This is a genomic window from Vibrio sp. A11, assembly GCF_013048705.1.
Taxonomy (GTDB): domain Bacteria; phylum Pseudomonadota; class Gammaproteobacteria; order Enterobacterales; family Vibrionaceae; genus Vibrio; species Vibrio metschnikovii.
The window spans coordinates 184,354-206,259 of record NZ_VHSI01000001.1 but is presented as its reverse complement, the minus strand read 5'-3'; the positions used below and the strand labels follow the sequence as shown (position 1 = coordinate 206,259).

General features: G+C 45.0%; 20 protein-coding genes and 2 pseudogenes. 14 read left to right on the top strand and 8 right to left on the bottom strand.

Annotation, left to right across the window (positions count from 1 at the left end):
* The first annotated feature begins 104 nt into the window (after positions 1-104).
* Together nagK and FKQ60_RS00870 are read left to right on the top strand one after the other, a co-directional pair.
* Positions 105-1,013 carry an N-acetylglucosamine kinase gene (gene nagK, locus FKQ60_RS00875; RefSeq protein ID WP_170905859.1) on the top strand — a complete coding sequence of 303 codons (909 nt, stop codon included), beginning with the start codon at positions 105-107 and terminating at the stop codon, positions 1,011-1,013.
* A 206-nt stretch (positions 1,014-1,219) separates the two neighbouring features.
* A pseudogene (locus tag FKQ60_RS00870) lies at positions 1,220-1,351 on the top strand (IS200/IS605 family transposase); the annotation flags it as partial.
* Between the two features lie 95 nt (positions 1,352-1,446).
* Here the strand turns inward: FKQ60_RS00870 and FKQ60_RS00865 are convergent.
* The 6 genes and pseudogenes from FKQ60_RS00865 to FKQ60_RS00840 all read right to left on the bottom strand — a co-directional run.
* On the bottom strand, positions 1,447-1,722 hold the full coding sequence (locus FKQ60_RS00865) for a DUF2960 family protein (protein ID WP_154168167.1): 276 nt from the start codon (positions 1,720-1,722) through the stop codon (positions 1,447-1,449).
* Between the two features lie 28 nt (positions 1,723-1,750).
* Entirely contained in the window at positions 1,751-3,538 is a 1,788-nt protein-coding gene (locus FKQ60_RS00860; RefSeq protein ID WP_170905858.1) for a bifunctional molybdopterin-guanine dinucleotide biosynthesis adaptor protein MobB/molybdopterin molybdotransferase MoeA, read from the bottom strand.
* Positions 3,535-4,122 carry a molybdenum cofactor guanylyltransferase MobA gene (gene mobA, locus FKQ60_RS00855; protein ID WP_158138459.1) on the bottom strand — a complete coding sequence of 196 codons (588 nt, stop codon included), beginning with the start codon at positions 4,120-4,122 and terminating at the stop codon, positions 3,535-3,537. Before mobA ends, FKQ60_RS00860 begins: the two co-directional genes overlap by 4 nt.
* A complete protein-coding gene (locus FKQ60_RS00850; RefSeq protein ID WP_154168173.1) occupies positions 4,100-4,813 on the bottom strand; it encodes an energy-coupling factor ABC transporter ATP-binding protein in 714 nt (237 codons plus the stop codon). The genes mobA and FKQ60_RS00850 overlap by 23 nt, the downstream gene beginning before the upstream one ends.
* A gap of 13 nt (positions 4,814-4,826) precedes the next feature.
* The gene (locus FKQ60_RS00845) at positions 4,827-5,525 is read right to left on the bottom strand and encodes an ABC transporter permease (protein WP_170905857.1); all 699 of its coding nucleotides are present in this window, start codon (positions 5,523-5,525) and stop codon (positions 4,827-4,829) included.
* Between the two features lie 6 nt (positions 5,526-5,531).
* Positions 5,532-6,263, bottom strand: a pseudogene (locus tag FKQ60_RS00840) (substrate-binding domain-containing protein); the annotation flags it as partial.
* Between the two features lie 305 nt (positions 6,264-6,568).
* Between FKQ60_RS00840 and FKQ60_RS00835 the strand changes: the two are divergent.
* The gene (locus tag FKQ60_RS00835; RefSeq protein WP_170905855.1) at positions 6,569-8,014 is read left to right on the top strand and encodes a sigma-54 dependent transcriptional regulator; all 1,446 of its coding nucleotides are present in this window, start codon (positions 6,569-6,571) and stop codon (positions 8,012-8,014) included.
* A complete protein-coding gene (locus tag FKQ60_RS00830) occupies positions 7,992-10,046 on the top strand; it encodes a HAMP domain-containing sensor histidine kinase (protein ID WP_170905854.1) in 2,055 nt (684 codons plus the stop codon). The genes FKQ60_RS00835 and FKQ60_RS00830 overlap by 23 nt, the downstream gene beginning before the upstream one ends.
* 63 nt (positions 10,047-10,109) lie before the next feature.
* Here FKQ60_RS00830 and fdhD read toward each other — a convergent pair whose 3' ends face one another.
* Complete coding sequence (gene fdhD, locus FKQ60_RS00825; protein WP_154168179.1) at positions 10,110-10,928, bottom strand: formate dehydrogenase accessory sulfurtransferase FdhD; 819 nt, start codon at positions 10,926-10,928, stop codon at positions 10,110-10,112.
* A gap of 207 nt (positions 10,929-11,135) precedes the next feature.
* Between fdhD and FKQ60_RS00820 the strand changes: the two genes are divergently transcribed.
* The 10 genes from FKQ60_RS00820 to cobB all read left to right on the top strand — a co-directional run bounded on the left by FKQ60_RS00820 (position 11,136) and on the right by cobB (position 20,685).
* A complete protein-coding gene (locus FKQ60_RS00820; RefSeq protein ID WP_161425595.1) occupies positions 11,136-11,600 on the top strand; it encodes a DUF3305 domain-containing protein in 465 nt (154 codons plus the stop codon).
* Entirely contained in the window at positions 11,590-12,126 is a 537-nt protein-coding gene (locus FKQ60_RS00815) for a DUF3306 domain-containing protein (RefSeq protein ID WP_170905853.1), read from the top strand. The genes FKQ60_RS00820 and FKQ60_RS00815 overlap by 11 nt, the downstream gene beginning before the upstream one ends.
* Before the next feature lie 192 nt (positions 12,127-12,318).
* Positions 12,319-13,980 carry a 4Fe-4S binding protein gene (locus FKQ60_RS00810; RefSeq protein WP_170905852.1) on the top strand — a complete coding sequence of 554 codons (1,662 nt, stop codon included), beginning with the start codon at positions 12,319-12,321 and terminating at the stop codon, positions 13,978-13,980.
* A gap of 10 nt (positions 13,981-13,990) precedes the next feature.
* Positions 13,991-14,626 (top strand): molecular chaperone, encoded by a 636-nt coding sequence (locus FKQ60_RS00805; RefSeq protein WP_154168187.1) that lies wholly within the window; start codon positions 13,991-13,993, stop codon positions 14,624-14,626.
* Positions 14,627-14,687: 61 nt separating this feature from the next.
* Positions 14,688-14,888 carry a transcriptional initiation protein Tat gene (locus tag FKQ60_RS00800; RefSeq protein ID WP_154168189.1) on the top strand — a complete coding sequence of 67 codons (201 nt, stop codon included), beginning with the start codon at positions 14,688-14,690 and terminating at the stop codon, positions 14,886-14,888.
* Between the two features lie 9 nt (positions 14,889-14,897).
* On the top strand, positions 14,898-17,750 hold the full coding sequence (locus FKQ60_RS00795; RefSeq protein ID WP_170905851.1) for a formate dehydrogenase subunit alpha: 2,853 nt from the start codon (positions 14,898-14,900) through the stop codon (positions 17,748-17,750).
* A gap of 11 nt (positions 17,751-17,761) precedes the next feature.
* A complete protein-coding gene (fdh3B, locus tag FKQ60_RS00790) occupies positions 17,762-18,370 on the top strand; it encodes a formate dehydrogenase FDH3 subunit beta (protein ID WP_004395267.1) in 609 nt (202 codons plus the stop codon).
* Positions 18,371-18,376: 6 nt separating this feature from the next.
* Complete coding sequence (locus FKQ60_RS00785; RefSeq protein ID WP_170905850.1) at positions 18,377-19,435, top strand: formate dehydrogenase subunit gamma; 1,059 nt, start codon at positions 18,377-18,379, stop codon at positions 19,433-19,435.
* Positions 19,419-19,841 (top strand): hypothetical protein, encoded by a 423-nt coding sequence (locus FKQ60_RS00780; RefSeq protein WP_161429715.1) that lies wholly within the window; start codon positions 19,419-19,421, stop codon positions 19,839-19,841. Before FKQ60_RS00785 ends, FKQ60_RS00780 begins: the two co-directional genes overlap by 17 nt.
* A 115-nt stretch (positions 19,842-19,956) precedes the next feature.
* Positions 19,957-20,685: a Sir2 family NAD+-dependent deacetylase gene (cobB, locus tag FKQ60_RS00775; protein WP_154170645.1), complete on the top strand. Its 729-nt coding sequence runs from the start codon at positions 19,957-19,959 to the stop codon at positions 20,683-20,685.
* 110 nt (positions 20,686-20,795) lie between these two features.
* Here the strand turns inward: cobB and FKQ60_RS00770 are convergent, their stop codons facing one another.
* A complete protein-coding gene (locus FKQ60_RS00770) occupies positions 20,796-21,833 on the bottom strand; it encodes an extracellular solute-binding protein (protein ID WP_154168197.1) in 1,038 nt (345 codons plus the stop codon).
* Positions 21,834-21,906: the final 73 nt, after the last annotated feature.

Genomic DNA, 21,906 nt, shown 5'->3' with positions numbered 1-21,906 from the left:
ACTCGGGGATGAGTCACGGATAAAACCATCGCTATGATGGATAATATCGGCGTTTTTATTTTTGATATTTTAACCCAAGGTTGGGTGTTGAAGGAGAGATAAGCATGTATTACGGCTTTGATGTCGGTGGCACAAAAATTGAGTTTGGTGCTTTTGATGAGAATTTACAACGCGTAGCGACAGAACGTGTCGCAACTCCGACAGAAGACTACGCTTTATTGGTCGATACGCTGGTTGGATTAGTGGCGAAATACGATGCTCAATTTGCGGTTGAAGGTAAAATTGGTCTTGGCTTACCGGGGTCCGAGGAAGCCGATACAGGGAATGTATTGACGGTTAATATTCCCGCGGCAAAAAACAAACCTTTACGAGCAGATTTAGAAGCAAGAATTGGGCGTACGGTCAAAATTGAAAACGATGCCAACTGTTTTGCTCTTTCTGAAGCTTGGGACGAAGAGTTGAAAAATGAACCATCAGTGATGGGATTAATTCTTGGTACGGGGTTTGGTGGCGGTTTAGTTTATGACGGTAAGATATTCTCTGGTCGCAACCATGTAGCAGGTGAAGTCGGCCACATGCGCCTACCGATCGATGCTTGGTTTCATCTAGGAGACAATGCACCACTACTTGGCTGTGGATGTGGTAAAAAAGGCTGTTTAGACAGTTATCTCTCTGGTCGTGGTTTTGAGTTACTTTATCAACACTATTATGGTGAACAGAAAAAAGCGATCGATATTATCCATGCTAATGAAGCCGGTGAAGCCAAAGCAGTTGAGCATGTTGAACGTTTTATGGAACTGCTAGCTATCTGCTTCGCTAATCTTTTCACGGCCAATGATCCGCATGTTGTCGCTTTGGGTGGCGGTCTTTCAAACTTTGAGTTGATTTATCACGAAATGCCTAAACGTGTACCTAAATACCTTCTACCCATCGCAAAATGTCCAAAAATCATTAAAGCGAAACATGGTGATTCCGGTGGTGTTAGAGGCGCTGCTTTTCTCAACATTAAGTAATTGCTGATTGTTAATCATCCAAATTAAAGTGGGCTTGTCATTCGACAAGCCCACTTTAATTGTCATCCCTAAACCACCGCCTTGGGCGGTGGTGATTGAACCTTGGGGCTATTGCCCGAAGAAGTGCCCATGTTAGAAGTAAACCTCTTATTCACCATAAGTAAGAGGAAACAAAAACATGGGCGATTACAGAAGTTCATCACATGTCCAATTTTTGGGCAAGAGGTTACTTTGTTGATACGGTTGGCGTAAATGAAGAAATCATCAGACGGTGCGTCAGACACCAAGACAAGAAAGATCAAGAATATGAGGAGCAGTTAGAGTTGAAGATGAACTAACAGCGCGAGTATGCCCCCTTTCAGGGGGCTGTAAACCAAAGCCGCCTTCTAAGAAGGCGGATTTTTACTATAGAGTCGTTGTTTTTACAAAAGCGCTAATTGGTTTTCTTTGGCTTTTTACCAACGCCATGATTCTCTTTCGCTTGTAACGTGATGATCCCAAAACCGAGCTTCTTAAAATAATTATCACGGTAATTACGTACCGCTTTAGTATCCGATATCGCCTCTAGCTGCAGTTCCATTTTTAAATAGTCTGAGATATCAATCCCTTCGGCTTCCGCAACCGCTTCATGAATATTACGGTGCTTTTGATAAGAAAAGGTTAAGGTTTTTTGCTGTTCTTTATAGGTATAAATGATCGTACGAACCATGTTTTGCTCTTGAACGAATTGTCATGGGCTAAATTCTGCCTTGAAGTGGGATGATTGTCACGCTTTCACCGATATTAACCTTGTCTACCGCGGGTTCAATTTCAATTAAACAGTTGGCCTCACTCATCGAGCGAAGAATTCCAGAGCCTTGTTGCCCCGTTGTTCGTACGGTTAACTGTCCATTGTCGTCAATATGGTAAATGCCTCGGCTAAACTCACTGCGTCCTTGCCGCGAACGTAGCATCTCGCTGGCGATGGCTTTGATTTTTAATGGTTGCCAGTCCGTTTCACCCTGCATTTTACGCAGTGCAGGTTCGACAAATTGCATGAATGAAACCATGACCGCGACAGGATTTCCGGGTAATCCAAAGAAAGGGCGTGTCGAGATATGACCAAAAGCAAACGGACGACCCGGACGCATATTAATCCGCCAAAAATCGATGTGTCCTAATGTATTTAATGCTGACTTAATAAAGTCCGCGTCACCAACAGAAACGCCGCCAGATGTGATAACAACATCAGCTTGATTGGCGGCTTGCTCAAGAGCGTGTGTTATGAGTACTTGATCATCGTCGAGAATACCAAGATCAATAACATGGCAACCAAGATGAGTCAGTAAGCCAAGCAACGTAAACCGATTGGCATCAAAGATAGTGTCTGGTGTGGCTTGAGTGCCGGGGGCTTGTACTTCATCTCCGGTGGAGAAGACTGCGACGGTGAGGCGGCGAAACACCGAGACTTCGGTCATACCCAGTGAGGCTAATAAGCCTATTTCGGACGATTGAACACGCTGTCCTGATGAAAAAACGCGACTGCCTAAAGCGATATCTTCCCCTGCTTGACGCACATGTTGCCCAGCTTGAATCGAGGCGTGAGGAAATGAGATAGAGGATGATTCAACGACCGCTTGTTCACGCATCACCACAGTATCGGCATCATCGGGCATTGCCGCTCCAGTCATGATTTTTACACATTCACCTAACGCCAAAGGGGAGGTATAACGATAGCCCGCCATCACTTCTGCGACCTGTGTATAGTGTTTGCGCTGTAAATCATCACTGCGGATAGCATAGCCATCCATCGCGGAATTACGATAAGCAGGGACGTTCACCGGTGAAAAAACTGGTTCAGCAAGGACTCTTCCATAAGACTCACTGACCGCAATGGTTTCAACGTCACTTAAAGATGAGACGGCAGAAAGAATTTTTTCGAGACCTTGCTCTACCGAGAGAGAGGCGGGCGATAAGGTATCGCAATTTACTACCGAAGGTTTTGTAAGCTTTGGTTGACTGTCTGGTTGATAATGGGCGACATAGCGCAAAATAAACTGACTTATCGCTTCAATATCATTGATGTTCATTTGCGGTAACAACGTATCGACGGTTTCATCGGCGGCAATGGCAATAATATTGTGATCATTTGGATAGAGCCAAGGTTTAGCCAGTGCTGCTCGATGGAGTTCAATTTTGGGAAAAGCAACGTTTTTGCATCCCTCAACCAGAATCAAGTCGAGTTGTTGTGAGTCAAAACGCTGCAAAAGGTCATCAAATGTTGCCTCAGCATCGACCGTTTCGGTCATCAATGCGTAACGTTTTCGCGAAGCAACGAGCATTTGTGATGCACCAGCCTTACGCAGGCGATAGCTATCTTTACCGGGCACATCGACATCAAAATCGTGATGAGCGTGTTTTAAGACTCCGATACGCAGTCCTTGTTGAGTAAGGTGGGGGATCAGGGTTTCCAGTAATGTTGTTTTTCCCGTTCCCGAGTAAGCAGCGAATCCCAGTATCGGCAGAGAAGGACGTGACGTTGTCATGTATTTAACGCTCCAAATTGAGTCAGTTCTTGTGGCGTATTTAAATTAAAAAAGCAGGCAGGCGAGTCACTAAAATCAACCTGTTGGGTATGGCATTCATCGTAGAGTAAAATGATTTTGCGATCGCCGCGTGCTAAAAAGGCATCGAGTTTAGGCAATACTCGTCGATGAAATAGAGTAAAGACAGGTTGTTGATGCTGGCCATCAAAGGCGACTAAAATCTCACTTTGTTGATTGACGGCAGCGCAGAACCTCTCGACCAGATCATCGTTAATCAATGGGCTGTCGCAAGGTACAAAGCCTACCCACTCGGTTGGAGAATGAGTTAATCCAGCATGAATCCCGCCCAGTGGGCCAGGAAAGTCTTTAACGATATCACTGATCACCGGTGCATACTGTTGATACTGCGTTTGATTTCTATTGGCATTGATAAAAATTTGCGTGGTCTGTGGGCGTAGTCTTGCAATTACATGGTCAATCAATGGTTGCCCATTAAGGGTAATTAATCCTTTATCTTCCCCTCCCATACGGCGAGCCTGACCGCCGGCTAAAATGACCCAGCTAGTGTGAGATGGAGGTAACATAACAATTCTCTTTGGTAATCGGTGAAATAACGTGTAGCCGTGGTGATTCAAACAGCTGATGTTCTTTTATCCACCATTGTTTATGACACAATTCGGTTAATGGATTATTTTGATGGCTGGTGATCACCAAGCTGCAGCCACGATTCAGTAAATCGTTGGCCATTATAACCAATCTGGCGATAGATTCTTCATCCAGTGAGGCGCTAGGCTCATCCATTAATAAAATCGCAGGATTTAAAATCCATGCTCTGGCCATTGCCACACGTTGTTTCTCTCCGCCAGAAAGTACAGACACGTGTTCGTTCGCTAAACTTTCTAGCCCGACCATGCGTAAGGCCGTGATCACTTGGCAACGTTTTTCTTGGCTTGATAAAGCACAAAAACGAAGCCCATAAGCAATATTACGATAGACGGTATCATCAAATAAATAAGGCGTTTGATGAAGATAAATGATGTGCTGATCAGCACGGCGACCTAATAGGCGTTGCCACCAAGAACGATGATGAGAGACCGAACCGGTGGTTGGTTTCAGTAAACCTGCGAGGATCTTTAATAGCGTGGTTTTGCCAACGCCATTATCACCTTTAAGATAAACCGCTTCATGAGGACCTAATGTTAAAGCTGGAATATGAAATAAGCCTCGTTCTTTAAAACGCATGGATAACTGATGAGCAGTGAGTAATATCGGCATGTGACCTCTTTTATTATGCGCGTAGATAGCCTTTACCTCGCATGCTAGAGAGCAAAAAATTCAGAAGGAGCGCTAAACTGAGTAATACCATTCCGAGTGCCACTCCTTGTGCAAACGCGCCTTTTTGACTTTCCATCGCAATCGCGGTCGGAATATTACGCGTTAACCCCATAATATTCCCGCCGACCATCATCGAGCAGCCTACTTCGGTGACAATACGCGAAAAACTAGCGATCACGGCGGCACAAAGTGGAAAGCGAGTTTCCCACATCATGGTCAAAGCTATCCGTGGTAGTGATGCTCCTAGGGTCATCGCGGTTTCGACTGAACGCCGATCACTCGATTGTAACGCGCCGTGCATCATGGACACTAAAATCGGCAGGCAGATGAGCATTTGTCCTAAAATCATCGCTTTTTGGGTAAACAACAGTTGCCAATCACCGAGCGGCCCAGCTCGAGACAGTAACATATACAGCAGTAGACCAATCACCACGGTGGGGACGGCTTGTAAGGTATTAATCAGCGAAAGCAGTAACCATTTGCCCGGAAAGTTACTGTAGGCTAAGACAAAAGCCAGTAATAATGCAGGCAGCAAAACCAACCCAACGGCCGCTAAAGAAACACTAAAAGAGACCGCGACAATGTGCCAAAGATCAGCATCAAAACTTAGCAAGAGTGCTAATGCATCGAGCGTCGTTTGCCAAAGACTCATTGCGGCTTACTCATTGGCATTGGCGACAAATAGCGCTTGGCCATGGACACGAAATTGATTGATTAGTTGCTGACCTTTAGGATTGACTAACCAATCACTGAGTATTTTGGCACCTTGATAATGGGTGTTTGGATAGCGTTCTGGGTTCACTAAAATCACTTGATACGGATTAAACAGCAAGGGATCGACTTGATACAGGATCACAAGGTCAAGTCTATTTTGATAAGCTAGCCACGTTCCTCGATCGGTTAGGGTATAAGCTTGCATTTCCGATGCCATGGTCAGGGTGGGTCCCATACCTTGACCCACTGAGCGATAGTGAGAAAAAATCGGCGTTATTTGATTTTCTTGCCAAATCATCAGTTCTTTTTTATGGGTCCCTGATTCATCTCCGCGAGAAATAAACAAATGGTTATGCTCGGCAATTGCGCTAAAAGCCTGTTGGATATTGTCTTGTTCGCTGACTTTAGCGGGGTCATTTTTAGGACCGACTAAAACAAAATCGTTATACATAACTTTACGCGGCAAAATACCATAACCCTTCTCGATAAATTGCGCTTCAGCTTTTGGATCATGAGTCATCACGAGATCCACATCTCCATTTTCACCCAGTTTTAATGCTTTTCCCGTACCTGTTGCTAAAACATCGACTGTATAGCCTGAGTCTTTTTTAAATTCATCCAGTAAATAATCCAAGAGACCGGAGTGATAAGTACTGGTAGTGGTGGCTAAACGAATGCGTAGCGAAGCATCGGCGAAAGTGAAGTGGCTATTGCTTAACAATAACAAGCAAGTAAGCAAGCGCAGTAAAGTCTGGTTCATATTTCTATCAATGTTTGGTGGCTGTGATGGTAGATAAGCAAAGTCGGTGCCAATATTGAGTATTGAAATTGTGCATTAAACATCAATAATTTCAGATATTTGCTATTCCTTTGACTAAGACCCCGTGACAATCTGTGTAAGCTAAGACAAAATGTCTCAACTTATCCTGATAAACGATAAGGTTTTTTGTCTCTCCATTTACAACGCACTAAAGGGAAATTATGGCTTATTTGAGCGATCACAAATCTGCGCAACACTATCACGCTTTTTCGGTCTTGGTGGTGGATGATGAAACGGGCATGCAGTCTATTTTACAAAAAGCATTACGTAAGTGGTTTTCGAAAGTAGATTGTGCTGGATGCATTGATGAAGCAGAAGTGCTACGTACGACGACCCATTATGATTTGATTATTCTGGATATTAATTTACCCGGCCGCTCTGGGATTGAATGGGAAGCGATCTTCTCTGAACAAGATCAGCGACCCGATGTGATCTTCATGACGGGTTACGCCGACTTAGAGACAGCCATCAGTGCATTGCAGTTAGGCGCTGCGGATTTTATTCTCAAACCGTTTAACCTTGAACAGATGCTCAAAGCCGTTGAACGCTGCATGGATAAGCGGTTACATCAACGCATGCAATATGCGTTACAACGTGACGTTCAACGTCATTGTGTTAGCCAAATTTTGGGGCAATCGCCACAGACCGAGCAACTCAAACAATTGATTATGCAATTTGCTCCTTCTCGTGCCTCTGTGTTGATTGAAGGCGAATCTGGTACCGGCAAAGAGTTGGTGGCGCGCGGCATTCATGAAGCCAGTGAAAGGCAGGGGCCATTTGTGCCTGTGAATTGTGGCGCCATTGCTCCAGAGCTTTTAGAGAGTGAGTTGTTTGGACATACACAGGGCGCTTTTACTGGCGCTAAGAAAAATCGTGAAGGCCTTTTTCGGGTTGCTCATGGTGGAACTCTGTTTTTAGATGAAATCGGTGAGATGCCACTGAGTATGCAATCATCTTTGTTGCGAGTGTTAGAGCAGCGAGCGATCCGTCCGGTTGGCTCAGAAAAAGAGCTGCCAGTTGATGTACGAGTTGTGGCAGCGACGAATAGAAATCTGTTTCAGGAGGTAGAAGAAGGCCGCTTTCGAGCCGATCTCTATTATCGATTAAATGTACTCAAAATTGAGGTCTTGCCGCTACGAGCGCGCAAAGCCGATTTGCATGAGCTGGTGCCTTTTTTTACTCAAACCTTGTGTGCAGAGCTGTCGCTGCCGACGCCTAAATGGGCTCATGAAGATATTAATGCACTGTTTGATTACGACTGGCCGGGGAATATTCGCGAATTAAAAAACCTCATTGAGCGCTGTTTATTAATTGGTCAACCGTTAGCGCATTACTGGCAGCCATTACCACGTGATGGTCAAAACAGTGACAATAAAGTGACGATGTCACCAAAGCCATCGGCGAGGGTTGAACCAAATCGAATCGAGTCTTATGGGTATCCTGTACATTGGAGTTTAAGACAAGTAGAGAAAGCCCATATAGAACAAATCGTTGCCTTTCATCAAGGTAATAAATCGGCGGCGGCTCGGGATTTAGGCGTTGCTCGCAAAACATTAGAACGAAAATTCAAAGAGTGGGAAAGTGATGAGCAAATCAAGGTGCGTTAAGCCCTCATGGTGGCGAGCTTGGCATCATCGTTTCCGAAGTATGGTCCGCTACCGACTGTTGATTCTGACTTCCGTACCGATTGCCGTCACATTAATGGCCTTGATCGGCATCAGTTTTTATTGGTCTTTGCATTATACATGGCAAAGTGCCTTGGTCGATGTCTCAGAACGGTTGGGGGTTGCTCAAAACAGCGTGACGCTATTGCAACAAAAACAGGCCAGTTATGTTCATGCCTTCGCCGATTCCTATGATTTTCAACATGGGCTTCGAGAGGGGTATTATTACCAGCCAGAGTTTATGGATTGGGTTCAACAACAAAAAAAACGTTACGAATTAGACTTCCTCCATTTTCAATTGGTTAACACGCTAGAACAGCAGTTTCGTTATTTGGATCTGACGCGAAAAGAGTCTTTTTTTGATGTGCTGAGTGCGGCTGAATTACAGCAATTGGATCCCGATTTGGCGATTCGCGCACAGACCCCGATGTTAAATGATCGCTCGGTAGAATCGCGTGGATTAGTCAGTCGAACCGTCGTTCCGATCTTGATTGATCACAAGGTGATCGGTTTTTTAGAAGGTGGATTGCTACTGAATAATAGCACGTTACTCGTTGACCAAATTCGAGACTTAATCTATCCCGTACAAGCCAATCGATTAAGTCCAGCAGGCACGTTAACGTTATTTTTAGATGATTTACGGGTCAGCACCAATGTACCGCTTCATAGTGGTACTCAAGCTGGACGAGCGATTGGTACGCGAGTCTCTCAACCGGTAGCGGATAAGGTATTAAGACAAGGTGAACAATGGGTAGATAAGGCGTATGTCTATGATGCGTGGTATGTCAGTGCTTATCAGCCACTTCGCGATCAATATGATCAAGTCATTGGTATGCTTTATACTGGCTATCTACTGTGGCCATTGGTTAAAACCTACCTAACGAATATTATTGAAATGGGTAGCATGACCTTGATTTTACTTATCGTTTCCGGGCTCTTTGTCTATCGAGGTTCTCGTGATCTGTTTCGTCCGATTGAACGCATTCACCATGTTGTCAAACGGGTACAAGTCGATAAAAATCAACGTATTGGCTCATTAGGGTTGGATGAAAAACATGAGCTCGCTCAGTTGGCCAAGCAATTTGATCATATGCTGGATTTACTGCAACAACACAACCAACAAATTCAGCATGCCGCCGATCAGTTAGAAGCAAAGGTTCAATCGCGCACCGCCAGTTTGCATGAAAAGACGCAGCAATTAGAACACCATATTCAATTACTGAATCAAACTCGTAATAAATTGATTGCCCATGAAAAACTGGCCGCGCTTGGTGAGCTGACCGCGGGTATCGCCCATGAAATTAATAATCCTACCGCCGTGATTCTTGGCAATACTGAGCTTATCCGCTTTGAACTTGCTGACCAAGCCCCACGGGTGGCTGAGGAAATTGAGGCGATTTTGCTGCAAGTCGATCGGATCCGTAATATTACTCGCAGTTTGTTGCAGTACAGTCGTCATGGTGGTGTGCAAGATAAAATTACCTGGCAGCGCGTTAATCCGATTATTGAAGAGAGCATTACGCTGGTCAAAGCGGGCAGTAAGAAGCATGAAGTTGAGTTTATTACGCAGTTGCAAGCGCGCTGTTCTGTTGAAGTGAATCATCATCATTTGTTGCAAATTTTAGTCAATTTACAGATCAATGCCATTCACGCTATGCAAGGCAAAGGTCAACTGATCATTCGTAGTGAAGATTGGCAACAAGACGGAAAAGTACTCGGCGCGCTCATTCATGTTCAAGACCATGGTTGTGGAATTAAGCCTGAGCAATTAAGCAAAATATTTGCCCCTTTTTATACGACCAAGAGGCAAGGAACTGGGTTAGGTTTATCGGTATCACAGAGTTTACTCAGTCAAGTTGGCGGTGAAATTCGAGTTCACTCTGTTGAGGGGCAAGGTAGCACTTTTAGTATTTATTTGTTGGCGAAGGCGGAGAGCCCACTATTGATCACGACGACGCGTTCATCTTCTGAATAATCTTTTTCTCTGAATGAGTGATTGCGCTCATTCAGAGAGGAACATCAATCTCTTCGCGTAAGATTAGCTTTTGACATCAAAATCAATTTTTTCTGCGCCACTGTAGATTTCAAAACGCAGACCCTTTGCTCTCGCAATGGTGGTAATACCAAACTGATTGGCCAAATCTAAGCCCATTTGAGTGACCCCAGAGCGAGAAAGTAGGACGGGAATACCCATTTGCGCAACCTTAATCACCATTTCAGAGGTTAACCGTCCCGTCGTATAAAACAGTTTGTCATCACCTGAATCTCCTTGCAGCCAGAGTTCGCCAGCTAATGTATCGACAGCGTTATGCCGACCCACATCTTCGACAAAAGAGTGCACATGGTTATTTTGGCAAATCGCACAGCCGTGAACAGCACCGGCTTTTTTATAGGTTTGATTATGATGAGTCAGCGCCTCTAACGTTGCGTAGATCTGTGACTGTTTCAAGCGTGTCTGTGGGACTTGATAGCCTTCTAATTGTTGCATCACATTGCCATACATCGTGCCCTGACCACATCCAGAGGTAACGGTTTTTTTCTTAAGCGCCGGTTGAACGCGGTCGGTATTCTCTTTAGTCACCACGGCGGCTGAATGCGTTTGCCAATCAATGATCACTGATTGAAGTTGTTCTCGCTCAGCAATAAAACCTTGGTTTTTCAAATAACCGAGCACTAACGCTTCAGGGCGAGAGCCTAGAGTCATTAGCGTCACCACTTCTTGCCAATTTAACAGTACGGTTAAGGGGCGTTCACAGGCGATGGATTTGGTTAATGGCTCACCATACTGATCATACACCGTTACTTCTATGGTTTGTTTTGGGTTTTCAGTAGCTTGAATAAGAGAGAATGCTGACACAAATTGTTCCTATACCGATGCTAAAAGTGCGTTAATCGCCAATCGTGATCGATGATACGAGTTAGGCAGAGATATAAAGAGAGCAGCAAATATCATTCCATATCCTCTTTATCGTTGTATGTTATGTCGATTAATCGGATGGCGTAATAATTGCTTAAATGAGCAGATGTTGTTGATGGTATTGACTCAAGCAAGGATTTACTCTTCATGGCTTTCCCCATTTCACATTTAGTACCGTTGATCAAAAACGAATTTCAATGGTCCATTGGTTGTCTACTTCATTTACGCTCGTTTAATGTTGGACGTTGGGTAACGAGCCAATGGCAATTAAGCGGTTTTGAATTAATGCCTCAGGCTGACTTCAAAGCACGAGCTATATTGGAGCTCTTTCGCGATGAGCGAAGTGATTATCGATTTAACCTCAGTTCGCGAGAGCCTAAGTTATTCGTGATCGTGGAAAATAGTACCGATGACGATCAACCCAAACTGGTGTGCATTACCGCCTCGCAAGGTGTGGCGGCTCGTTATATGGATAGCGACTACGTGGTACTTTCTGAGCCTATGCCTTTAGCGGTACAAGCGTGGATTGAAGCTTTCATTGGTCGAGAAGGTGAATTGCTCGACTACCGTTCTAAAAAGCGTAAAGGTGCCGGGAGGTCATGTGGCAACTGATTCTTTCTTTAATCGATGGTCAAAGCGTAAATTACATCAAGCAACGATATCAGAAGACGTATCTATTGATGAGTCGGGTAGTGACGATAAAACATTACCGAGTGCTCTACAACCAGAGAGCCTTTCTGAACGGCCTACGACCTTAACTCGCGATCAGACAACGTGTCCGACAGGCTTAGTGGCAGATGAAAGCATTGCTACCGAGAATGAGCTCTCCACACTATTGGTTTCGGCCTCTGCTGAGTTGAAAAAAAAGGCGTTACGGCAGCTTTTTTTCAATGGTGAATTCAATCAAGTTGATGGTCTAGATGATTATGATGGTGATTATCATGCATTAAAACCCTTGGCGAGTGAACTAGCACAAAGTGTCCGTGAATGGCTTATTGATGTCGACCCATCGAATGTAGATCGGCTACCTGATCACCAATCTGAACACCAAAATAACCATAACCACTTCGCTCATCAGTCAGTTATGCCACGTGATCGGATGGATGAAGGCGAACCAACATTGTTGGATAAAAAGTAGGGACATTTTGTCTCACTACTCAGTTTCATAATGAGACAAAATGTCTTACTGAATAACTTGTGATGAAGGGGGTGTTTAAATTCCTAACAAATCAATGACATAGATAATATTTTAAGTTGGAACGTTATTTGCTAAATCCATGTAATAAATAAGGGTAGGACAATGAGCCTGCTTTCAGCATGGAATTGAGCAATGTTAAACGACTATCTACAACAAGCCAGTAGCACTTCTGGTCAAGCGCGTTGGTTTGCCCTGCAACATACTGTTGAGCTGCAGAATTTGATCCCACCAACGGTTAGCTATCAAAGTGGTGGGCATACGCTGTTGATCGGTCCCACCAGTTTGATTGAACGAGCGGCCCAACAACTGCCTTCGATGAGCTCTTTGACGCTCTTATCGATTGACGGCCATCAGGGGCATTCAAGGACACTTTACTTTGCCGATTCGGTACAAATCAGTGGTTATCTTGGGGCATTCGATATTCAGGTGCTCAATCATGGTCAAACCATCAATTTAGCCCAAGCGGCAATCGGACAAGCATGTTTTGATATTGTGTTGGATCTCTCACTCAACGGGATTATGAGTGAAGAGGTGCCTGTTCCTGGATACTTTCCAGTAGGGAGAGGCGAAAATAAACTCGTTGAAGCGTTAGAAACCATTCCCACATTAATCGGGACTTTTGATAAACCGAAATATTTTCGTCTCAATACCGATTTGTGTGCGCACAGTTCACGAGGTGTGAAAGGTTGTGAGCGGTGTGTTGATGCTTGTCCGGCGGGTGCGCTTTCTAGTGAAGGAACAGCACAAACAGGCCACCGAATCGAAATCAACCCTTATCTTTGCCAAGGTATTGGAACGTGCGCGACCGCTTGCCCAACGGAAGCGATCCACTACGCTTTACCTAACCCTACCGATACACAAAAGTTTGTTGAGCGACTACTTAACCATTATTTTCAGGCCCAAGGCGAAACACCGATCATTCTTTTTTGCAGTGATCGCCACGAAACTCATCATCTTATGGCGCTTAAAGCCTTACCCGATAATGTCATTCCAGTGATGTTAGAAGAGCTTCCTTCTGTCGGTATGGATACTTGGTTTGCTGCGCTGGTTAATGGCGCGACTCAGGTACTGTTTGCAGCTAGCCAGCATATGCCTGCGACTGTATTGCGTATTCTTCATCAAGAAGTGTCGTTAGCACAAACGTTACTAACCTCGTTAGGCTTAGACAAGCAGCGGATTGATATTTTGTATTTGGAATCGCTAGGCGAAGGGCTTCCAGTTCTGTGTGAAGACGATTTGACACTTCGATTGGGTGAGCTCTCTGGTAATAAACGCCAACGCTTGTATCAGGCATTAGATGCACTTGCCACTCAATATCAACCAAATTCGATGATTCAAGCGCTGAATAGCTCGGCTCCTTTGGGCTCAATTGAGTGCGCCAGTCAAGATTGTACCTTGTGCATGAGCTGTGTCGCGGTCTGTCCTACACGAGCTTTGCATCACCGTGGTGATATCCCAGCTTTGCATTTTATTGAACAAGACTGTGTGCAGTGTGGTTTATGTGTCACTGCATGCCCTGAAAAAGCCCTGACGGCGCTACCAAGAATTAATTGGGACCATGATGAGCGACAAGCGGCGCAGGTGTTACACCAAGAAGAGCCCGCCCGCTGTTTACGTTGCCAAAAAGCATTTGCACCTCAATCAATGATCACCATGCTGCAAAATAAGTTACGCGGTCACTCTCATTTTTCAGATCCCATTTCTCTCAATCGAATCGCCATGTGCGAAGACTGTCGAGTGATTGATATTTTTGAAGCGATGGCTGAAAACCCAGAGCAGCAACTTCACTATTAAGGCGATGTTTATGCAAGTTACCGACACTATACGTACCGATATTTATCTGATGTTGGCCTCCCTGTTTCGCGCTCCTCCTCGTCAGTCACAATTGCAGTTTTTAGCTGACTTAGAGATTGAAGATAACTCAAGCGTGATGAGTCAGTGTTGGTTAGCCTTAAGGCATGCTGCACAACATACTGATATTCATAGCCTTGAAGAGGAATATCAATGGCTATTTATTGGTATCGGAAGAGGCGAAGTGGTGCCCTTTGCTTCATGGCATCTGACGGGATCATTGATGGAAAAACCTCTAGCGGATCTTCGCCAGCATATGGCGCAGCTTGGTTTGCAGCGTTCAGACTCGGTGAAAGAGCCAGAGGATCATATTGCCGCCTTATGTGAAAGTATGGCGTGGTTGATCAGTGATATGCCTGAGCAGCAAGGTGAATTTTTTCATCGTCATATCAGCTCTTGGTTTAATCACTTAGCGCAACAAATTGAGCAAGCCGAACATGCGAATTTTTATCGAGCGGTGTCTCAAGTATTTAAGGCTTTTTTAAGCTTAGAGAGCATTCAGATGACACCAGCTAGCATTGCTAGTCAATGTAATACCCATGTTATGCATGTAAAAAATACCATTGAGCAGAATGTCAGCGAATTATAACCAGCGTCCTACAACGGCAGTGGAATCATCACTGCGGTTATATGGAAAAAGGAAGAGAGCGATGAAAAAACAATCAGATATTAATCAGAGTCGGCGCACGATATTAAAAAGTATAGCTGGTGCCGCCGTTGTCGGAGGTGTGGTGGCTTCGACGAGTTCGTCGGCGTTAGCGGTAGAGACAGTGGAAGAAGCGACGCCACAGCCATTGCAAAAAGGGTATCACGAAACTCAACATATTCGCGATTACTACGCCAGTTTATAGGAGCCGATAATGAAACTGACCAAACGTTCAGAGCAGGTCGAACAGCCAAATGCACTAGGGCTCAGTCGTCGAGCTTTTATTCGCAACAGTTCATTAGCCGCGGGTGGCGCGGTTGTTGGTTCTGCTTTATTTGCTCCTGGAATGATTAAAAAAGCTCAAGCAACCTCGCGACCTAATCAGGTCAAAACGGAAATAAAGCGTACCATTTGCTCACACTGTTCCGTTGGTTGCGGTATTTATGCTGAAGTTCAAAACGGGGTTTGGACAGGCCAAGAGCCAGCTTTTGATCATCCTTTTAATGCGGGTGGGCATTGCGCAAAAGGCGCGGCCTTACGCGAGCATGGTCATGGTGAGCGACGCTTGAAATATCCGATGAAGCTTGAGGGCGGAAAATGGAAAAAGCTCTCATGGCAACAGGCAATCGATGAAATCGGTGATGAAGTTCTAAAGATTCGTCAACAGTCGGGGCCAGATTCGGTCTACTGGCTTGGCAGTGCTAAACACAGCAATGAACAAGCGTATCTCTTTCGTAAAATGGCCTCATTATGGGGAACCAATAACGTTGACCACCAAGCGCGAATTTGTCATTCCACGACCGTAGCAGGCGTTGCCAATACTTGGGGTTACGGTGCGATGACCAACTCCTTTAATGATATGCATAATTGTAAGTCGATGTTGTTCATTGGTTCGAATCCTGCGGAAGCGCATCCGGTCGCGATGCAACATATCTTGATTGCCAAAGAGAAGAATAATTGCAAAATTGTGGTTGCCGATCCTCGTCGTACGCGCACCGCAGCCAAAGCGGATCACTATGTGTCATTGCGTCCCGGAACGGATGTTGCCTTTATTTGGGGCGTGCTCTGGCACGTATTTAAAAATCAGTGGGAAGATAAAGAATTCATTCGCCAGCGTGTGTTTGGCATGGAGGAAATTCGTCAAGAAGTGGCGAAATGGGCACCTCAAGAGGTGGAGCGGGTCACCGGAGTGAGTGAGTCGGATGTTTATCAAACCGCGAAGCTACTCTCTGAACATCGCCCCGGTTGTATTATTTGGTGTATGGGCGGCACTCAGCACACAACAGGAAATAACAATACTCGTGCTTATTGTGTACTTGAATTGGCTTTGGGGAATTTGGGTAAACCGGGTTCCGGGGCGAACATTTTTCGTGGTCATGATAACGTTCAAGGCGCAACGGATTTAGGGGTACTTTCTGATTCGTTGCCTGGTTACTATGGGGTCGCAGAAGGGGCATGGCGTCATTGGGCCAAGGTATGGGATGTTGATTTTGATTGGATAGCGAATCGCTTTGATCAAGGGACTTACGGTGGCACTAAGCCAATGAATAGTTTCGGAATTCCGGTATCTCGTTGGATTGATGGCGTACTGGAGAATAAAAACAATATTCAACAACGAGAAAATATTCGCGCTATGTTCTATTGGGGTCATGCGGTTAACTCGCAAACCCGTGGCGTAGAAATGAAAAAAGCGATGCAAAAGCTCGACATGATGGTGATTGTCGATCCTTATCCAACCGTTGCTGCAGTCATGAATGAGCGCAGCGATGGCGTGTATTTGCTTCCTGCCACGACCCAATTTGAAACTTACGGCAGTGTGACTGCGTCGAATCGCTCTTTGCAATGGCGTGATCAAGTCATTGAACCGTTGTTTGATTCCAAACCTGATCATGAAATCATGTACTTACTGAGTAAAAAACTCGGCTTTGCCGAGCAACTTTGTAAACACATTCGAGTTGAGAATGATCAACCACTTATTGAAGACATTACCCGTGAATTCAATAAAGGGATGTGGACCATCGGCTATACCGGACAAAGCCCTGAACGTTTAAAAGCGCATCAACAGCATTGGCATACTTTCCATAAAACCACTTTAGAAGCAGAAGGTGGGCCAATTCATGGTGAGACTTATGGTCTACCTTGGCCTTGCTGGGGGACTCCAGAGATGAAGCATCCCGGAACGCATATTTTGTATGATACTTCTAAACCGGTTGCTCTGGGCGGAGGGACGTTCCGAGCTCGCTACGGCGTTGAGTTTGAAGGTCAATCACTACTCGCAGAAGATAGCTTTTCAAAAGGCAGTGAGATTGAAGATGGTTATCCGGAATTCACCGATAAATTGCTCAAACATTTAGGATGGTGGGACGATCTGACCGAGGCCGAAAAAGTCGCAGCAGAAGGACAAAACTGGAAAACCGATCTTTCAGGTGGTATTCAACGAGTGGCAATTCAGCATGGCTGTATTCCTTTCGGCAATGCGAAAGCTCGTGCAATTGTGTGGACATTTCCGGATCGAGTGCCACTACATCGTGAGCCACTGTACACGCCAAGACGCGATCTCATCGCTGATTATCCTACTTGGGAAGATAAAGACGCGATTTTTAGAATGCCGACGCTCTATAAATCGATTCAAGATATCGATAAATCTCAAGAATATCCGATCATTCTGACTTCTGGGCGCTTAGTCGAGTACGAAGGTGGTGGCGAAGAAACCCGTTCAAACCCTTGGTTAGCCGAACTGCAGCAAGAGATGTTTGTTGAGGTGAACCCTAAAGATGCCAATGATCTTGGTTTCAGAGACGGTGACATGGTTTGGGTTGAAGGGGCAGAAAAAGGGCGTATTCATGTTAAAGCCATGGTGACACGTCGCGTTAAACCCGGTATGGCGTTCATTCCTTTTCATTTTGGCGGCAAATTTCAAGGTGAAGATCTTCGTCATAAATACCCACAAGGTACCGATCCTTATGTGATTGGTGAGTCAGCGAATATCGCGACCACTTATGGGTACGATCCTGTTACTCAAATGCAGGAAACTAAAGTCACCTTGTGTAACATCCGTAAAGCGTAAGGAGTAAACCAATGGCTAAAATGAAATTCCTTTGTGATACCAAACGCTGCATCGAATGCAACGGCTGTGTCACGGCCTGTAAAAATGAAAATGACGATGCTCTGCAATGGGGAATCCAACGTCGTCGAGTGGTCACACTCAATGATGGCGAACCGGGAGAGAACTCGATCTCGGTAGCTTGCATGCACTGTACGGACGCGCCTTGTATGGCGGTCTGTCCGGCGGACTGTTTTGTCAAAACGGAAGATGGCATCGTGCTGCACAATAAAGATCTTTGCATTGGTTGTGGTTACTGCTTATTTGCTTGCCCGTTTGGTGCTCCGCAGTTTCCTAAGCAGTCTGCCTTTGCTGAGCGTGGGAAAATGGATAAATGTACGTTCTGTGCTGGTGGACCTGAAACAGAACCGGGTTCCCCCGAAGAACGTCGTAAATATGGAGCTAACCGGATTGCTGAAGGCAAATTACCGATGTGTGCTTCCTTATGTTCGACTAAAGCACTACTGGCTGGTGATGCCGCGGTGGTTTCAGATATTTTCCGTCAGCGCGTGGTAGAGCGCGGAGCTAAAAATGCTGGGTGGACCAATGGTGAAGATCTCGCTTTCGATGCCACAAGGAGTTAAGTAGCGATGCAATATCGGATAAAGCGTGCGTTTCAGCAGGTCTTGGTGCTATTGATCTTAACTCTTAGTTGTTTATCTCTCCCATTATTAGCCAATGAGGGCGAGTCCACTAATCACAATGTGGCGCAAAAAGAGATTTCTCAATTAGCGGGTGCCGACTTTTGGCGTCAAGTGAGGCAAGGTCAAGAAGGCTATACCACATCACGTTCTCCTGAGCATGGCGTGTTAATCAGTACACCGGGTGAAATGTGGTTTGTCTTAAAAGAGAAATGGATGTCTCCTGCTGGGGCAGTGGCGATTTTTGGTAGTATTGTGATGGTTGTGATGGCCTATTGGTTGATGGGGCCGATCATGCTTAGTCAGCCAAGAACGGGGCGAAAATTAAAACGTTGGTCGCGTTTGGATCGAGCGTTGCACTGGAGTATGGCGTTTACTTTTCTTACCTTGGCGTTCAGTGGGTTAATGTTGGTTTATGGTAAACACTTTCTTAAACCTTACATTCCTACCGATTGGTGGGGAATGGTCATTTATTCCGCTAAGCAATACCACAATTACGTTGGCCCCTTATTCTTTGTGTTGCTGATTTTTATGTTGCTGAAATGGTGGCGAAAATCCTTATTCAACAAGGTTGATTTCCAATGGTTTTTAAAATTGGGAGGAATGGCGGGCAAGCACAAAGGAACCCATCCTTCGGCTGGCTTTTCCAATGGTGGTGAAAAAGCGATCTATTGGCTGTTGATCGTATTTGGTAGCTTTGCTGCGATCAGTGGACTTATTTTAGACTTTCCGATTTTTGGGCAAACGCGCCGCGATATGGAACTCTCGAATTTGATCCACATGTTCTCTGCTTTAATCCTTATTTGTGGCTTTATTTTCCATATTTATATCGGTTTATTTGGTATGGAAGGAGCATTAGAAGGGATGGTGACAGGTAAAGTCGATGAGACCTGGGCCAAAGAACATCATGATTTATGGTATGAAGAAGTCAAAGCGCGAGGCGAAATTGAAGCGGCTGACCATCAAGTTCCAAAGATACAGGAGAGTCATGATGATCCCCGCCAGTAAAAATAAATCCGTTTGGTTTGTGTATATCGCCAGTTTGCTGACCCCATTTACTGGGTTACTTTCTGGGGTGATTGGCATTATCTATGCTGGCTATCGGTTGGATAAAAACCAAGATGGCGAGGTGGCGAATTCCCATTATTACGGATTAATTCGTACTTTTTTCTTATTCTTAACCTTTTTTGTGGTGCTAATTGTCACCGTTGCTACGGCAAATGGCGTTCTGATGGGAGTCAACCGTTATTGGTTTAGTAATACTTGGTTAAGTACGATTGGCTACGCTATCCCTTACCTTGGCGCGTTCATTGCGTTAGGTGCCATTACCTTATGGTTTTGGCGTATGGTGCAAGGTATGAAGCAGCTGCGAGCCGATATCGCTCATCGTCCGACGAAAGGTCCGAATCTTTAATCATCACACCCAGCGAGTCTGGGTGTTTTTTTCGACTATTGTCTAAGCCTTGAAATTAGGGACGCTCGTTTATCAATGCTAAACTGGTGTAAAGATTGAAAATAAGGAATGGATGATGAATTTCCCCTATCGCAATATTGTAGTATTGACCGGCGCGGGGATATCTGCCGAGTCGGGTATTCAAACCTTTCGGGCCCAAGATGGATTATGGGAAAACCACCGGATTGAAGATGTTGCCACACCAGAAGGTTTTGCTCGTGATCCTGATTTGGTGCAAGACTTTTATAATCAGCGCCGCAGAAAACTAGGCTCTCCTGAGATTCAACCCAATGCGGCTCATCTTGCTCTTGGCGAGCTAGAGCGACAACTGAATGGTTCAGTAACCATCATTACCCAGAATATTGATGATCTGCATGAGCGAGGCGGTAGTCAAAACATCATTCATATGCATGGCGAGTTATTTAAAGCTCGCTGTAGTATGTCTAATCAAGTGGTTGAACAAAAGGGCGATTTATTGACCGGTGAATTGTGTCATTGCTGTCAAATTCCGCAACAAATGCGGCCTCATATTGTTTGGTTTGGGGAAATGCCTTTGCGGATGGGGGAGATTTATAGCGCATTAGAAAAAGCCGATTTATTTGTCTCTATTGGTACATCTGGTGTGGTTTATCCGGCGGCTGGTTTTGTGCATGATGCGAGAATGCACGGCGCACATACGATTGAAATTAATTTAGAGCCGAGCGCGATTGAAAGTGAGTTTGCTGAAAAACGTTATGGCAAAGCGACGCTTGAGGTCCCTCGTTTAGTTAACGAGCTATTAATGCTGCAAGATTCCCCTCGATAAGAGGACAAGAACCTCATTTTTTGCTAACGTCACATCGTTTTCATCTAGCACAGAAAACAGGCAAGAAAAAAGCGGCATCAGCCGCTTTTTCACATTGATAGAATCGCTGATTACTTCACTTTTAAGCGTTGGAAGTAGTTATCGTATAATATTGATGCTTCACCGACATCATCTTGCCATTCACCGCTATCCATGACTGATTGTGGTGGGAAGATATTCGGGTCATTGACAAACTCGGCAGGTAATAGCTTATGGGCCGTTTTGACTGGTGTTGGATAGCCGATTTCCAGCGCAATTTTTGCTGCATTTTCCGGACGCAATAAGAAGTCGATCATTTTATGTGCCGCTTCGATATTTTTCGCTCCTGCAGGAATCGCAATGCTGTCCATCCAGAAAATAGCGCCTTTTTCTGGCCAAATAATCTCAATATTGGCTCCTTCTTGACGCGCCATGTAGGCAGACCCATTCCACAACATCCCAAGCGAAACTTCTCCGGCTAAAAACGGGTTGGCTGGGAAATCAGAGTTAAAGACCAAGACATTTGGCATCAGTTTGGTTAGCTCTTGATAAGCGGCTTCAATCTCTTCTGGATTGGTACTATTTGGCGAGTAACCCAATTTACTTAAAGCCATATGGAACACTTCACGAGCGTCATCCATCAGCATAAGCTGACCACGCCATTTGGCATCCCATAAATCGTTCCAATTGGTCAGTGCTGATTTATCAAGCATGTCGGTGTTAATGCCAATACCTGTCGCTCCCCAGATATAAGGGATTGAGTAACGGTTTTCGGGATCAAAAGATTTATTGAGAAAATTAGGGTCAAGATCCGCAAAATGACTTAATTGATTTTTGTCGATGGGTTGCAGCATGCCTTCTTTGCGCATCTTAGAGACAAAATAAGTTGAAGGAACCACTAAGTCATAACCAGCACCTTGGGTTTTTAACTTCGCGTACATGCTTTCGTTTGATTCGTACGTCGAATAAATAACTCGGATACCGGTTTCTTTACTAAATTCTTCTAGTACATCGCTAGGGATATATTCCGACCAGTTATAAAAATACAGCTCGGTATCGTTGGCCATCGCGTGGGTAGTGAATAGAGTCGCTGCGCATAGTACGCCCGCATACAGTTTACTTTTCTTCATTACAATTCCGTATTTTGGTAGCAAAAGCCCAAATAGGCTAGAGAGATTAGCTAAATCAGCCGCCAAGTATACC

Coding starts and splice junctions, on each gene's coding strand:
- nagK (WP_170905859.1), top strand. CDS start 105: ATGTATTACGGCTTTGATGTCGGTGGCACAAAAATTGAGTTTGGTGCT.
- FKQ60_RS00865 (WP_154168167.1), bottom strand. CDS start 1,722: ATGGTTCGTACGATCATTTATACCTATAAAGAACAGCAAAAAACCTTA.
- FKQ60_RS00860 (WP_170905858.1), bottom strand. CDS start 3,538: ATGACAACGTCACGTCCTTCTCTGCCGATACTGGGATTCGCTGCTTAC.
- mobA (WP_158138459.1), bottom strand. CDS start 4,122: ATGTTACCTCCATCTCACACTAGCTGGGTCATTTTAGCCGGCGGTCAG.
- FKQ60_RS00850 (WP_154168173.1), bottom strand. CDS start 4,813: ATGCCGATATTACTCACTGCTCATCAGTTATCCATGCGTTTTAAAGAA.
- FKQ60_RS00845 (WP_170905857.1), bottom strand. CDS start 5,525: ATGAGTCTTTGGCAAACGACGCTCGATGCATTAGCACTCTTGCTAAGT.
- FKQ60_RS00835 (WP_170905855.1), top strand. CDS start 6,569: ATGGCTTATTTGAGCGATCACAAATCTGCGCAACACTATCACGCTTTT.
- FKQ60_RS00830 (WP_170905854.1), top strand. CDS start 7,992: ATGAGCAAATCAAGGTGCGTTAAGCCCTCATGGTGGCGAGCTTGGCAT.
- FKQ60_RS00820 (WP_161425595.1), top strand. CDS start 11,136: ATGGCTTTCCCCATTTCACATTTAGTACCGTTGATCAAAAACGAATTT.
- FKQ60_RS00810 (WP_170905852.1), top strand. CDS start 12,319: ATGTTAAACGACTATCTACAACAAGCCAGTAGCACTTCTGGTCAAGCG.
- FKQ60_RS00805 (WP_154168187.1), top strand. CDS start 13,991: ATGCAAGTTACCGACACTATACGTACCGATATTTATCTGATGTTGGCC.
- FKQ60_RS00800 (WP_154168189.1), top strand. CDS start 14,688: ATGAAAAAACAATCAGATATTAATCAGAGTCGGCGCACGATATTAAAA.
- FKQ60_RS00795 (WP_170905851.1), top strand. CDS start 14,898: ATGAAACTGACCAAACGTTCAGAGCAGGTCGAACAGCCAAATGCACTA.
- fdh3B (WP_004395267.1), top strand. CDS start 17,762: ATGGCTAAAATGAAATTCCTTTGTGATACCAAACGCTGCATCGAATGC.
- FKQ60_RS00785 (WP_170905850.1), top strand. CDS start 18,377: ATGCAATATCGGATAAAGCGTGCGTTTCAGCAGGTCTTGGTGCTATTG.
- FKQ60_RS00780 (WP_161429715.1), top strand. CDS start 19,419: ATGATCCCCGCCAGTAAAAATAAATCCGTTTGGTTTGTGTATATCGCC.
- cobB (WP_154170645.1), top strand. CDS start 19,957: ATGAATTTCCCCTATCGCAATATTGTAGTATTGACCGGCGCGGGGATA.
- FKQ60_RS00770 (WP_154168197.1), bottom strand. CDS start 21,833: ATGAAGAAAAGTAAACTGTATGCGGGCGTACTATGCGCAGCGACTCTA.